13 protein-coding genes are annotated in these 11,971 nt (G+C 75.0%); 10 read left to right on the top strand and 3 right to left on the bottom strand.

Annotation, left to right across the window (positions count from 1 at the left end; genetic code table 11):
* The first annotated feature begins 12 nt into the window (after positions 1-12).
* The 4 genes from BLS21_RS00235 to whiG all read left to right on the top strand — a co-directional run bounded on the left by BLS21_RS00235 (position 13) and on the right by whiG (position 3,907).
* The gene (locus tag BLS21_RS00235; RefSeq protein ID WP_342705399.1) at positions 13-714 is read left to right on the top strand and encodes an ATP-binding protein; all 702 of its coding nucleotides are present in this window, start codon (positions 13-15) and stop codon (positions 712-714) included.
* On the top strand, positions 711-1,994 hold the full coding sequence (dprA, locus tag BLS21_RS00230; protein ID WP_217635927.1) for a DNA-processing protein DprA: 1,284 nt from the start codon (positions 711-713) through the stop codon (positions 1,992-1,994). Before BLS21_RS00235 ends, dprA begins: the two co-directional genes overlap by 4 nt.
* Positions 1,995-2,054: 60 nt before the next feature.
* The gene (locus tag BLS21_RS00225; protein ID WP_091212357.1) at positions 2,055-2,990 is read left to right on the top strand and encodes a tyrosine-type recombinase/integrase; all 936 of its coding nucleotides are present in this window, start codon (positions 2,055-2,057) and stop codon (positions 2,988-2,990) included.
* A 116-nt stretch (positions 2,991-3,106) separates the two neighbouring features.
* Entirely contained in the window at positions 3,107-3,907 is an 801-nt protein-coding gene (gene whiG / locus BLS21_RS00220; RefSeq protein WP_091212354.1) for an RNA polymerase sigma factor WhiG, read from the top strand.
* Positions 3,908-3,963: 56 nt separating this feature from the next.
* Here whiG and BLS21_RS00215 read toward each other — a convergent pair whose 3' ends face one another.
* Complete coding sequence (locus tag BLS21_RS00215; protein WP_245699828.1) at positions 3,964-4,467, bottom strand: murein hydrolase activator EnvC family protein; 504 nt, start codon at positions 4,465-4,467, stop codon at positions 3,964-3,966.
* Positions 4,468-4,767: 300 nt separating this feature from the next.
* Between BLS21_RS00215 and rpsB the strand changes: the two genes are divergently transcribed.
* From rpsB to BLS21_RS00190, 5 genes are all read left to right on the top strand, one after another.
* Positions 4,768-5,706, top strand: a complete 939-nt coding sequence (gene rpsB / locus BLS21_RS00210) for a 30S ribosomal protein S2 (protein WP_091212351.1) — start codon at positions 4,768-4,770, stop codon at positions 5,704-5,706.
* 97 nt (positions 5,707-5,803) lie between these two features.
* Positions 5,804-6,619, top strand: coding sequence for a translation elongation factor Ts (gene tsf, locus BLS21_RS00205; protein WP_091212348.1), 816 nt, complete (start codon positions 5,804-5,806; stop codon positions 6,617-6,619).
* A 240-nt stretch (positions 6,620-6,859) separates the two neighbouring features.
* Positions 6,860-7,609, top strand: coding sequence for a UMP kinase (gene pyrH, locus BLS21_RS00200; protein ID WP_091213638.1), 750 nt, complete (start codon positions 6,860-6,862; stop codon positions 7,607-7,609).
* Positions 7,610-7,679: 70 nt separating this feature from the next.
* Positions 7,680-8,237: a ribosome recycling factor gene (frr, locus tag BLS21_RS00195; protein ID WP_091212346.1), complete on the top strand. Its 558-nt coding sequence runs from the start codon at positions 7,680-7,682 to the stop codon at positions 8,235-8,237.
* A 19-nt stretch (positions 8,238-8,256) separates the two neighbouring features.
* Complete coding sequence (locus BLS21_RS00190) at positions 8,257-9,294, top strand: phosphatidate cytidylyltransferase (protein ID WP_175479342.1); 1,038 nt, start codon at positions 8,257-8,259, stop codon at positions 9,292-9,294.
* On the opposite strand, the gene BLS21_RS00185 is transcribed toward BLS21_RS00190, so the two are convergent.
* Positions 9,261-10,391 (bottom strand): GNAT family N-acetyltransferase, encoded by a 1,131-nt coding sequence (locus BLS21_RS00185; RefSeq protein ID WP_091212343.1) that lies wholly within the window; start codon positions 10,389-10,391, stop codon positions 9,261-9,263. The two genes, BLS21_RS00190 and BLS21_RS00185, sit on opposite strands and share 34 nt — an antisense overlap.
* Positions 10,392-10,450: 59 nt before the next feature.
* Between BLS21_RS00185 and BLS21_RS00180 the strand changes: the two genes are divergently transcribed.
* On the top strand, positions 10,451-11,092 hold the full coding sequence (locus tag BLS21_RS00180; RefSeq protein WP_091212340.1) for a TrmH family RNA methyltransferase: 642 nt from the start codon (positions 10,451-10,453) through the stop codon (positions 11,090-11,092).
* Here BLS21_RS00180 and BLS21_RS00175 read toward each other — a convergent pair.
* Positions 11,085-11,849: a polyphosphate kinase 2 family protein gene (locus BLS21_RS00175; protein ID WP_091212337.1), complete on the bottom strand. Its 765-nt coding sequence runs from the start codon at positions 11,847-11,849 to the stop codon at positions 11,085-11,087. The two genes, BLS21_RS00180 and BLS21_RS00175, sit on opposite strands and share 8 nt — an antisense overlap.
* Positions 11,850-11,971: the final 122 nt, after the last annotated feature.

Below are 11,971 nucleotides of genomic sequence, written 5' to 3'. Positions count from 1 at the left end.
CGCCGCCCGGCGCTGTGTGAGCGCCGGTGCCGTCCACCCCGCAAGACGCTCCTCATCCCGGCCCACGTTCGGGGCAAGCGGCGGGGGACCTATCGTTCCCACGACGAGGCGCCGGAGTTCCCGCGGGCGGTCCTCGACACGCTGCGCCAGCCGCTCGAGCGCGGCTCGGTGACCATCTCCCGCGCCAGCGGCGCGGCCACCTTCCCGTGCCGCGCGCAGCTGGTGCTCGCGGCCAACCCGTGCCCGTGCGCCAGTGCCGCCGGCGACGCCGCCTGCACCTGCAGCCCGCTGGAGCGGCGGCGCTACCAGGCCCGCCTCTCGGGGCCGCTGCTCGACCGGATCGACCTGCGGGTCGACCTCCCGGCGGTCACCCGGGCCGCCTGGCTGGAGGCCGGGACGGCGCCCGAGCCGACCGCCGCCGTCGCCGGCCGCGTCGCCCGGGCCCGGGCGGCCGCGGCGGCGCGGCTGTCCGGCACGGGCCTGCACGTCAACAGCCAGGTGCCGGGCCGGCTGCTGCGCGAGCGGTGGTCCCCGCCGCGGCCGGCGCTGCGCCTGGTCGAGCGGGCGCTGGAGCGCGGGGCGCTGTCGGTGCGCGGCTACGACCGGGTGCTGCGGGTGGCCTGGACGTTGAGCGACCTGGCCGGTCGCACCGTCCCGGGTGCCGACGAGGTGGCCGAGGCCCTCGGTCTGCGGCTGCAGCGGGCGGCGACATGAGCGCCCTGCCGACCCTCGACGAGGACATGGAGCAGGGGCTGTCCGAGGCGGCGTCCGACGGGCTCGCCGGGCCCGCGGTGCGGCGGGCGCGGGCCTGGCTGAGCCGCGCGGCCGAACCCGGCAGCGTCGCGTTCTGGCGTTTCGTCGACGACGTCGGCCCGGTGGAGGCGGTCCGCCGGCTGCGGTCCGGCCGGGCGCCGGACGTCGTCCGGGCGCTGGTCGGTGCCCGCGCCGGCCAGGACGCCTCGCTGGCGGACCTGCTGCGGGCCGAGCGCTGCGACGCGCGGCTGGTCGTCCCCGAGGACGACGAGTGGCCCGCGCACCTGCTGCACTGCCTCACGCTGGCCACCGGCGAGGAGCCCGACGACCCGCGGCACCAGTCCTCGCGGGCCACCGCCCCGGTGCCGCCGCTCGCGCTGTGGGTCCGCGGCCCGGCCCGGCTCGACGAGCTCGCCGACCGGTCGGTGGCGATCGTCGGTGCCCGGGCGTCGACCGCGTACGGCGAGCACGTCGCCGGCGAGCTGGGCCACCAGCTGGGTGAGCGGGGCTGGACGGTGGTGTCCGGCGGGGCCTTCGGCATCGACGCGGCCGCCCACCGGGGTGCCCTGGCCGCGGACGTCCCGACGGTCGCGGTCCTGGCCTGCGGCGTCGACCGCGCCTACCCGGCCGCGCACGGGGCGCTGTTCCACCGCATCACCGAGTCCGGGCTCCTGGTCAGCGAGTGGCCACCCGGGGCCGCTCCTCTCAAGCACCGCTTCCTCGTCCGCAACCGGCTCATCGCGGCGCTGACCCAGGGCACCGTGGTCGTGGAGGCGGCGGCCCGGTCCGGTGCGCAGGCGACCGCGCGGCGGGCGCAGAAGCTGGGTCGGCAGGTGATGGTCGTGCCCGGCCCGGTCACCTCGGCCATGAGCGTGGGCTGCCACGAGCTGCTGCGCGATCCCGAGCTGGGTGCGGTCCTGGTCGCCGACGCCGCGCACGTGGTGGAGACCGTCGGCCGGCTGGGGGAGGACCTCGCCGCCCCGCCAGAGCGCGCCACCGGTCCCCGGGACGGGTTGTCCGACCTCGCCGTCCGCGTGCTCGACGCCTGTCCGGTCCGCAACGGCGTCAGCCCGGAGCGGCTGGCCCGGGTGGCCGGCTGCGACGTCCTCGACGTGCTGCGGGTGCTGCCCGTGCTCGAGCTCGCCGACCTCGTCGAGGCGACCGACGCCGGGTGGCGGCTGGCCCGGGGAGCGCGCGCCGGGGAGGGACGGGGGGTGACGGCAGGGGAGCAGACCGCATGAGCTCGCGCGGCGTCGGCGCTTCGGCTTGACCCCCGGCCGCGCCCGGCCGACCGTTTCGGGGTGACTGCCCGCACCGCCGACGCGCGGGCCGCGCTGCCGCCGGCGCTGGCGGAGGTGCTGGCCGACTACGAGGAGCACCTGCGCTGGCAGCGCGACCTGTCCGCGCACACGCTCCGCGGCTACGTCGGCGACGCGGTCTGGTTGCTCGACCACCTGGTGCGGCGCGGTGGCACGCGCATCGAGGACCTGGACCTGCCCACGCTGCGCAGCTGGCTGGCGCACAACCGCGCCCGTGGTGCCGGGCGCGCCACCATCGCCCGGCGGGCGGCGGCCGCTCGTTCCTTCACCCGCTGGCTGCGACGCAGCGGCCTCACCTCCGAGGACGTGGGCCTGCGGCTGGTCAGCCCCAAGGCCCACCGCACCCTGCCCGAGGTGCTCGCCCCCGACCAGGCGCGGGCCGTGGTGGACTCGGCCGCCGGGGCGGAGGACCCGGTCGGCCTGCGCGACGCCGTCGTCCTCGAGCTGCTCTACGCCAGCGGCATCCGGGTGAGCGAGCTGGTCGGTCTGGACGTCGACGACGTCGACCGCGATCGCCGCCTGCTGCGGGTGCTGGGCAAGGGGCGCAAGGAGCGCACCGTTCCCTACGGTGCCCCCGCCGAGCGGGCGCTGGACGCCTGGCTCACCCGCGGCCGCCCTGCTCTGGCGACCGAGCGCTCCGGACCGGCGCTGCTGCTCGGCCTACGCGGCGGCCGGCTCGACCAGCGCGAGGCGCGTCGCACCGTGCACGCGGCGGTGACCGCCGCTCCCGGCGCTCCCGACATCGGCCCGCACGGGTTGCGGCACTCGGTGGCCACGCACGTGCTCGAGGGCGGCGCGGACCTGCGGCTCGTGCAGGAGCTGCTCGGCCACGCCAGCCTCGCGACCACCCAGCTCTACACGCACGTGACCGTCGACCGGCTCCGTGCCGTCCACGCCCGAGCGCACCCGCGCGCCTGAGAGGACTGCCGCCTGTGTCTGACACAGTTGCCCTGCGCGCCATCGGATCGCGCACCACCACCGAGCCCACCCCGAGGTCCTCCGCCAGAGGCCTCCGACAGCCGGGAGCGCAGACCGTGACCGAGGCCGCCATCGACCGGCTCCACGACACCCCGGACGACGCCGACGCCGTGCTGGCCGACCTGTGGGCCGCCTACGTCGCCGACCGGGCGCCCGAGCTGCGCGACCGGCTGATCCTGCACTACGCGCCGCTGGTGAAGTACGTCGCCGGCCGCGTCGGCAGCGGCCTGCCGGCGCACGTGGAGCAGGCCGACCTGGTGTCCTACGGCACCTTCGGCCTCATCGACGCCATCACCCGCTACCAGCCCTCGCGTGAGGTCAAGTTCGAGAGCTACGCGATGGCCCGCATCCGCGGCGCGATCATCGACGAGCTGCGCAGCACCGACTGGATCCCGCGGTCGGTGCGGATGAAGGCCCGGCAGTTCGAGCGCACCGTGGCAGCGCTGGAGAGCCGGCTGCAGCGCAGCCCCAGCGAGGAGGAGGTGGCCGCCGAGATGGGGATGGACGTCGAGGATGTCCGCAAGTTCCTCGGCCAGCTCTCCCTGGTCAACGTCGTCGCGCTCGACGAGCTGCTCTCCGACGACGAGGGCGGCGCGCCCCGCCTGGTCGACACGCTGCAGGACACCAGCGCCCTCGATCCGCAGGCGATGGCCGAGCACAGCGAGGCCCGGCAGCTGCTGGCCCGCGCGGTCGAGCAGCTGCCCGAGCGGGAGAAGGTCGTCGTCAGCCTCTACTACTTCGAGGGCCTGACCCTGGCCGACATCGGCCGCGTCCTCGGCGTCACCGAGAGCCGCATCTGCCAGCTGCACACCAAGGCGGTGCTGCAGCTGCGCACCAAGCTCGCCGACATCGCCTGACCCACCGCCCCGAGCCGCGACCACCCCGCCGGACGGCGCGGCGACGGGGTCGGAGGTCACCCCATCGGCAGCAGCCGCACCTCCGGCGGCTCCAGCAGCGACAGCGGGTCGAGGTAGACCTCCCCGCGCCGCAGCCCCCAGTGCAGACAGGCCGCGACCGGGCAGCCGGCGTGGCCGCCGGTCAGCGTCCCGAGCACCGTGCCGCGGGCGACCGGCCGCCCGGCGCCCACCACGGCGTCGACCGGCTCGTACGTCGTCCGCAGGCCATCGGCGTGGTCGACGCTGACCACCGGTCGCCCGGCCACCATCCCGGCGAAGACGACGACGCCGTCCCCGGCGGCCAGGACGGGTGACCCCGGCGCCCCGGCCAGGTCCGCACCGCGGTGCCCGGCCCCGTACCGGTCCGGCGGCGGGTCGAACGGGCGGGTCACCGCCCCCTCCACGGGCCGCGCCCAGGGGCCGGCCGGGACGTCGCCCGGCACCCCGGGTGCGGCGACGGCCCCTCCGGCGGGCAGCAGCAGCGGGACCAGGAGCAGGACGGCGAGGACCGGTCGGCGCACCCGGGGAGCGTGTGCCCGCAGGACGCCGGACGGGCCGCACCGCCGCGGTCTGTGGACGGCCCCGGCCGCTGGGGAGGGCTGCCGGCCACGGGGCGTATGCTGAGTGTCGCGACCCGTCTCTGGCGGGTCGACTTCGCGCGTCCTTCGCCCCGCTGGCAGCAGCGGGACGGTCGCCACCCCGGTCCCCGTTCGCGGGGTCGTGGCGGCCCGGACGCCAGGGCGGAGCGCCACCCGGCGCCCGCGACAACCGAGGAGCGCGGCCCCGCGTGGTCGCGCGCAGAGCACAGAGAGGCTGCGGCCATGGCAGTCGTCAGCATGAAGCAGCTGCTCGACAGCGGCGTCCACTTCGGGCACCAGACCCGTCGCTGGAACCCGAAGATGAAGCGCTTCATCTTCACCGAGCGCAACGGCATCTACATCATCGACCTGCAGCAGACGCTCGGGTACATCGACAACGCCTACGAGTTCGTCAAGCAGACGGTCGCGCACGGCGGCACGATCCTGTTCGTCGGTACCAAGCGCCAGGCGCAGGAGGTCATCGCCGAGCAGGCGCAGCGCGTCGGCATGCCCTACGTCAACCAGCGCTGGCTGGGCGGCATGCTCACCAACTTCTCGACGGTCCACAAGCGGCTGCAGCGGCTCAAGGAGCTCGAGGACATGGAGCAGACCGGCATGATGGCCGGCCTGTCCAAGAAGGAGCAGCTGGGCCTCACCCGCGAGAAGGCCAAGCTGGAGCGCAGCCTCGGCGGTATCCGCGACATGCAGAAGGTGCCCAGCGCCGTCTGGATCGTGGACACCAAGAAGGAGCACATCGCCGTCGGCGAGGCCCGCAAGCTCAACATCCCGGTCGTCGCGATCCTCGACACCAACTGCGACCCGGACGAGGTCGACTACAAGATCCCGGGCAACGACGACGCCATCCGCAGCGCCGCGCTGCTGACCCGCGTGATCGCCGACGCCGTGGCCGAGGGCCTCATGGCCCGCTCGGCCTCGCAGGCCAACGCCGGCCGCGAGGACGGCGGCCAGCAGGCCATCGGCGGCGACGAGCCGCTGGCCGACTGGGAGCGCGAGCTGCTCACCGGCCAGCAGGGCGACGCCGCCGCCGACGCGACGGCCTCCCCGCTGCCGGAGACCCCCGCCGAGCCCCCGGCCGTGACCGCGAACGAGATCGCCCCGGTCGAGGGCGTGCCCGCCACCGGCGGCACGGACACCGGCACCCAGGGCGCCCAGAACGGCTGAACGAGGTCGAAGGACCCCGTCCTCCTCACCCCTCGCACGCTCGGGGTGAGCCTCGGGACGGGGCCGGAGGCCACACCTGACATCCAGAGGAAGAGGCATGGCTGACTTCACCGCGGCCGACGTCAAGCGTCTCCGCGACGCCACCGGCGCCGGCATGATGGACTGCAAGAAGGCGCTCACCGAGGCCGAGGGCGACTACGACAAGGCCGTCGAGCTGCTGCGCATCAAGGGCGCCAAGGACGTCGGCAAGCGCCTGGAGCGCTCGACGACCAACGGCGTCGTCGTCAGCAAGGACGGCGCGCTGCTCGAGCTCGACTGCGAGACCGACTTCGTCGCCAAGAACGCGGACTTCGTCACGCTGGCCGAGCGCCTGCTCGACGTCGTCCTGGCGCAGAAGCCGGCCGACGTCGACGCGCTGCTGGCCACCGAGGTCGACGGCCAGACCGTCGCCGCCCTGGTCGAGGGCGAGTCGGCCCGCATCGGCGAGAAGCTGGTGCTCAGCCGGTTCGTGGTCTTCGACGGCCAGACGGCCACCTACCTGCACAAGCGGGCCACCGACCTGCCCCCGGCGATCGGTGTCGCGGTGCAGTACAGCGGCGGCAGCGAGGAGGCCGCGCGCAGCCTGGCGATGCACATCGCCGCGGCCCGCCCGCGCTACCTCTCCCGCGACGAGGTCCCAGCCGAGGCGGTCGAGACCGAGCGCCGGGTCGCCGAGCAGACGGCCAAGGAGGAGGGCAAGCCCGAGCAGGCGATCACCAAGATCGTCGAGGGTCGGGTCAACGCCTACTACAAGGACTTCGTCCTCCTCGAGCAGCCGTCGATCACCGAGCCCAAGCGCACGGTCAAGCAGATCGTCGACGAGGCCGGCCTGACCGTGGAGCGGTTCGCCCGCTTCGAGGTCGGCCAGGCCTGAGAGGACCACCCTTCCTCCCGCGCCCCGCACGCTCGGCGCGGGTCCGTGAAGGATGGCCGTTCCACCACGTCGCCGGCCCCGTCCCACCAGGGACGGGGCCGGTGGCGTGTCCGGGCACCGGTGCGGGAGACCCCCCGCCCGCGAGCTGCCGCACGCCCCGTGCGGCAGGATCAGGGGAACGACGCCGAGCGAGGGAAGAACCCGTTGACCGACACCGCCGCGCCGAGCACCACCGCGCCCATGTCCGCCCCCACCGCGTTCCAGCCCGCTGACGGCGCGGGTTACAAGCGGGTCCTGCTCAAGCTGTCCGGAGAGGCCTTCGGCGGCGGCAAGGTGGGCGTCGACTCCGACATCGTGCAGAGCATCGCGACCCAGCTGGCCGATGTCGTCCACGGCGGCACGCAGGTCGCCGTGGTGGTCGGCGGCGGCAACTTCTTCCGCGGGGCCGAGCTGTCCCAGGCCGGCATGGACCGCCGGCACGCCGACTACATGGGCATGCTCGGCACGGTCATGAACTGCCTGGCCCTGCAGGCCTTCTGCGAGCAGGTCGGCCTGCAGACCCGGGTGCAGACGGCGATCGAGATGGGGCAGGTGGCCGAGCCCTACATCCCGCGCAAGGCGGTGCGGCACCTGGAGAAGGGCCGGCTGGTCATCTTCGGCGCCGGCGCCGGCATGCCGTACTTCTCGACCGACACGGTGGCCGCGCAGCGCGCCCTCGAGATCGGCTGCCAGGTGCTGCTCATGGCCAAGAACGGGGTGGACGGCGTCTACGACGACGACCCCCGCACCAACCCGGACGCCGTCATGTACGAGGACCTCGACTACGGCACCGTGCTCGCCAAGCAACTCAAGGTCGCCGACGCGACGGCCATCAGCCTGTGCATGGACAACAGCATGCCGATCGTCGTGTTCAACCTGCTGCGCGACGGCAACATCGCCCGTGCCGTGGCAGGTGAGAGGATCGGGACGCTGATCAGCGACCCGGCCTGAGCGCCGCTGCCGCCAGCCCGCAGACCCGCACCCGCGGCGGAGTGCTCCGCCGCACCAGGAGGAGAGACCCGTGATCGACGACACCCTGCTCGACGCCGAGGAGCGGATGGACAAGGCCCTGTCGGTCGCGCGCGAGGACCTCGGCTCGGTGCGCACCGGGCGCGCCGCCCCGTCGATGTTCAACAAGGTCCTGGTCGACTACTACGGTGCGCCGACGCCGGTGCCGCAGATGTCGTCGATCACCGTGCCCGAGGCCCGGATGGCGGTGATCAAGCCCTACGACACCAGCCAGCTGTCGGCCATCGAGAAGGCCATCCGCGACAGCGACCTCGGCGTCAACCCGACCAACGACGGCCAGATCATCCGCGTGGTGTTCCCCCAGCTGACCGAGGAGCGCCGCCGCGACCTGGTCAAGCAGGCGCGCGCCAAGGGCGAGGACGCCAAGGTCGCCATCCGCAACGTGCGCCGCCGGGCCAAGGAGGAGCTCGACCGCATCGCCAAGGACGGCGAGGCCGGCGAGGACGACGTGCGCCGCGCCGAGAAGGAGCTCGACGACCTGACCGCCAAGCACGTGCACGGCATCGACGAGGCGGTCAAGCACAAGGAGTCCGAGCTCCTCGAGGTCTGAACCCTCCGGCCCTCCTGCCATGACCCCCGACCCCGACACCGGGCCGATCCCGATCGTCGGCCGGCGCCCGGCCCCGCCCCCGCCGCCGCCGCGGGCGGTCACCGAGCTGCGGACGGCCCCGCTGGCCGTGCCGGAGCCGGCGACCGCCGGGCCGTCCGGGCGTGAGCCGGGGACGACGCAGACCGAGCCGCCCACGTCGACGACCGAGTCCGTCGGCCCCGACCTGGTCCCGACACCGGCGAAGAAGCCCGGCCGCGCCGGTCGGGACATGGTCGCGGCCATCGGCGTCGGCCTCGGGCTGGGCGCGGTCATCCTGGTCTCGCTGCTGGTCTACCGGCCGGCGTTCCTGCTCGTGCTGGGTGCGGCGATCCTCACCGGCGTCGTCGAGCTGACCCGGGCGCTGCAGGCCGGGAACGTGCGCGCCCCGCTCGTGCCCCTGCTCGTCGGCGCGGTCGCGATGATCGTGCTGGCCTGGACCCGCGGGGCCTCCGGGCTCGTGGTGGCGTTCCTGCTCACCGTCCTCGCCGTCCTGCTGTGGCGGCTGGGTGACGGGCCCGACGGCTACCTGCGCGACGCCTCGGCCGGCGTCCTGGTGGCGCTGTACGTCCCGCTGCTCGCCGGGTTCGCCGTCCTGCTGCTGGTCCCGGACGACGGCGCGGCCCGCGTGCTGGCCTTCATCGCCACCGTCGTCGGCAACGACGTCGGTGGCTTCGCCGCGGGCGTGCTCTTCGGCAAGCACCCGATGGCGCCGTCGGTCAGCCCCAAGAAGTCGTGGGAGGGGATGGCCGGCTCGATCGTCGCCTGCGTGCTGATCGCCACCCCGATCGTCACCCTCGCCCTCGGTGGGCCGTGGTGGGGCGGGGTGCTGTTCGGCGTCGCCCTGGCCGTCAGCGCGACCGCCGGCGACCTGGGGGAGTCGTTGATCAAGCGCGACCTCGGGATCAAGGACATGGGCCACCTGCTGCCCGGCCACGGCGGCATCATGGACCGGCTGGACTCGCTGCTGCCCTCGGCCGCCGTCGCCTACCTGCTGCTCTCGGTGGTCGCCCCGGCCTGAGCCGAGACCTCCCACGTCGTCCCCACGACGGCGAAGCCGCGGCGGGCGTACCAGTGCCGGGGCCAGTCAGTGGCGTCGGCCTCCAGCACCACGAGGTCGCAGCCGCGCTCGAGGGCGAGGTCCAGCGCGGCCCCCAGGACGGCGTCGCCGTGCCCGCGGCCGCGGGCCGCGGGGTCGGTGTTCATCGACTCGAAGGCGGCGGTGGCCCCGTCGACGCGCAGCTGGCCGGCCGAGACGACCCGCCCCTCCTCCCGGACGGCGAGGTCGGTGACGGCGACCACCCGGTCGTTGCGGTGCTCCCGGCCGATGAGCTGGGCCACCACCTCGTCCAGGTCGGCCTCCGAGGTCGGCAGGTCGCGCCGCCAGGAGCGCTCCCAGAGGTCGTGCACCTCGCGCTGGTCGACGGCCTCCGCGCGGCGTCCCGGGAGCGGCGGCGTGGCCGGGCGGGCCATCACCACCAGTTCCTCGGCCCGCCACCCGTGGCCGGTGAGCTCGCGCGCCACGTCGTCCGCACCCGACCAGGCCAGCGTGGCGGCGAGGTGCGGCCACCCTGCGTCGGCGGCCACCGCCGCCACGCTGGCCGCCACCGTGCCGGCATCGACCGGGTGCGACAGGACCAGCCGGTTGTCGTCCCAGGAGTGCGGGAAGCGCGGGTCCAGCACCGCCACCCCACCGGGGACGTCGCGCACCTCGGCGGCCCGCCGGGTCCGCACCGACAGCCACAGCGCCCGCGCGCGGCCGAGCGCGTCGTCCGGCCGGGGGAGCACCGGCTCGGCGGGCGGCCGGTACGGGACCACGGCGACGACGGCGCTGGTCTGCAGCGGACCGTGCAGGTGCGGGAAGCGCACGCCGGGCGGGTCGCCGGGCACGCCGGGGGCCCAGCGCACCGGGCCGGTCAGCCGCGCGGGGTCGACGACGAGCAGCACGAGGTCCCGCCGTCCGGGGAACAGCCGCCCGGCCGGCAGGTGCACCTGCTCCGGCGTGGAGAGGTGCACGAAGCCCTCACCCGCCAGGGACGGCGGGCGCAGCGCCCCGGTGTCCAGCGCCGCTCGCCAGGCCGCCGGGTCGGTGAGGTGGACCAGGACGCCGTCGGTCACGTCCGCCGATCCTGCCCCGGGGCGCACGGCCGTCCGGTGCGTGGGAGACGATCGGCCGCGTGGACGGCGAGGCTGGCCCGACGGAGTGGGGGACGACGGTGGGCGTCGGCCCCTGGCCCGGGCCGTGGCCCGCGGACCCGCGCTACGACCCCGAGCTGCTCGCGCACGGCGACCGGCGCAACGTCGCCGACCGCTACCGCTACTGGACGGTGGAGGCGGTCGTCGCCGACCTCGACGCCCGCCGGCACCCGTTCCACGTCGCGATCGAGAACTTCGGCCACGACCTCAACATCGGGACGGTGGTGCGGACGGCCAACGCGTTCCTGGCCGCCGAGGTGCACATCGTGGGCCGCCGTCGCTGGAACCGCCGAGGGGCGATGGTCACCGACCGCTACCAGCACCTGCGCCACCACCCGGACGTCGGCGCGCTGGCCGCCCACGCGGCGCGGGAGGAGCTGCCACTGGTCGCCGTCGACACCGGACCGGGCGCGGTCCCGCTGGAGACCGCCGACCTGCCGGAGCGGTGCGTGCTGCTCTTCGGCCAGGAGGGGCCGGGGCTGACACCGGAGGCCCGCGCGGCCGCCTCGACGACCGTCTCCATCGCCCAGTTCGGCTCCACGCGGTCGATCAACGCCGGCGTGGCGGCGGGCATCGCGATGCACGCCTGGATCCGGCAGCACGCCCGGTCGGGTCTCACGTGAGCGGGGGGTCCGGGTCGATGCCCCGGGCGGTCAGGGCCGCCTCCACGGCCTCGCAGACCGTGCGGACCACCGCCACCCGCGCCCACCGCTTGTCCTCCGCGGCGATCACGTGCCAGGGGCCCGCCGGGGTGTCGGTCCGCTCCAGCATCTCCTCGACCGCCGCCTCGTAGGCCGGGCGCTTCTCGCGGTTGCGCCAGTCCTCGTCGGTGAGTTTCCACGCGCGGTAGGGGTCGCCGCGGCGGGACTCGAAACGGCGCAGCTGCTCCTCGGGTGAGAGGTGCAGCCAGAACTTGACGACCACGGTGCCCTCGGCGGCGAGGGTCGACTCCAGGTCGACGATCTCGCCGTAGGCACGGCGCCAGGCCTCCTCGGTCGCGAAGCCCTCGACCCGCTCCACGAGCACCCGCCCGTACCAGGTGCGGTCGAGCACGGCCATCCCGCCCCAGCCGGGCAGGACCGGCCAGAAGCGCCACAGGAAGTGGTGCCGCTTCTCGTCGTGCGTGGGGGCGGCGAACTGGGCGACCCGGACGTGCCGTGGGTCGAGCCGCTCGACCAGGCGCTTGATCGCGCCACCCTTGCCCGAGGCGTCCCAGCCCTCGAACAGCACCAGCAGCGGCGGCCCGATCTCGCCCGGCCCGATCTGCCCGCCCAGGAGCAGACGCAGGTGCACCAGCCGCTTCTGCACGGCCTTGAGCTGCTCCTTCTCCTCCCTCTTGGACAGCTGCAGGGTCAGGTCCACGTCGGCGAGCCGGCTCATGCCGGCCAGCGTGGCAGGACGTGGCGCGGCTCACCTGCCGAGCCCACGGCGCGCCAGGTGCCGTCCCGGGTCGCGGCTGCCGATGACAGGGAGACGGCACCGCACCCGGCGAGGCAGGGGAG

The organism is Geodermatophilus siccatus (genome assembly GCF_900103785.1).
Taxonomy (GTDB): Bacteria; Actinomycetota; Actinomycetes; order Mycobacteriales; family Geodermatophilaceae; genus Geodermatophilus; species Geodermatophilus siccatus.
The sequence above is the reverse complement of the archived record's forward strand: the minus strand, read 5'-3'. Positions and strand labels throughout refer to the sequence as shown.

What these genes read in the sequence shown, in the direction of transcription:
- dprA (WP_217635927.1), top strand. Translation starts at nt 711, where the DNA reads ATGAGCGCCCTGCCGACCCTCGACGAGGACATGGAGCAGGGGCTGTCC.
- rpsB (WP_091212351.1), top strand. Translation starts at nt 4,768, where the DNA reads ATGGCAGTCGTCAGCATGAAGCAGCTGCTCGACAGCGGCGTCCACTTC.
- tsf (WP_091212348.1), top strand. Translation starts at nt 5,804, where the DNA reads ATGGCTGACTTCACCGCGGCCGACGTCAAGCGTCTCCGCGACGCCACC.
- pyrH (WP_091213638.1), top strand. Translation starts at nt 6,860, where the DNA reads ATGTCCGCCCCCACCGCGTTCCAGCCCGCTGACGGCGCGGGTTACAAG.
- BLS21_RS00190 (WP_175479342.1), top strand. Translation starts at nt 8,257, where the DNA reads ATGACCCCCGACCCCGACACCGGGCCGATCCCGATCGTCGGCCGGCGC.
- BLS21_RS00175 (WP_091212337.1), bottom strand. Translation starts at nt 11,849, where the DNA reads ATGAGCCGGCTCGCCGACGTGGACCTGACCCTGCAGCTGTCCAAGAGG.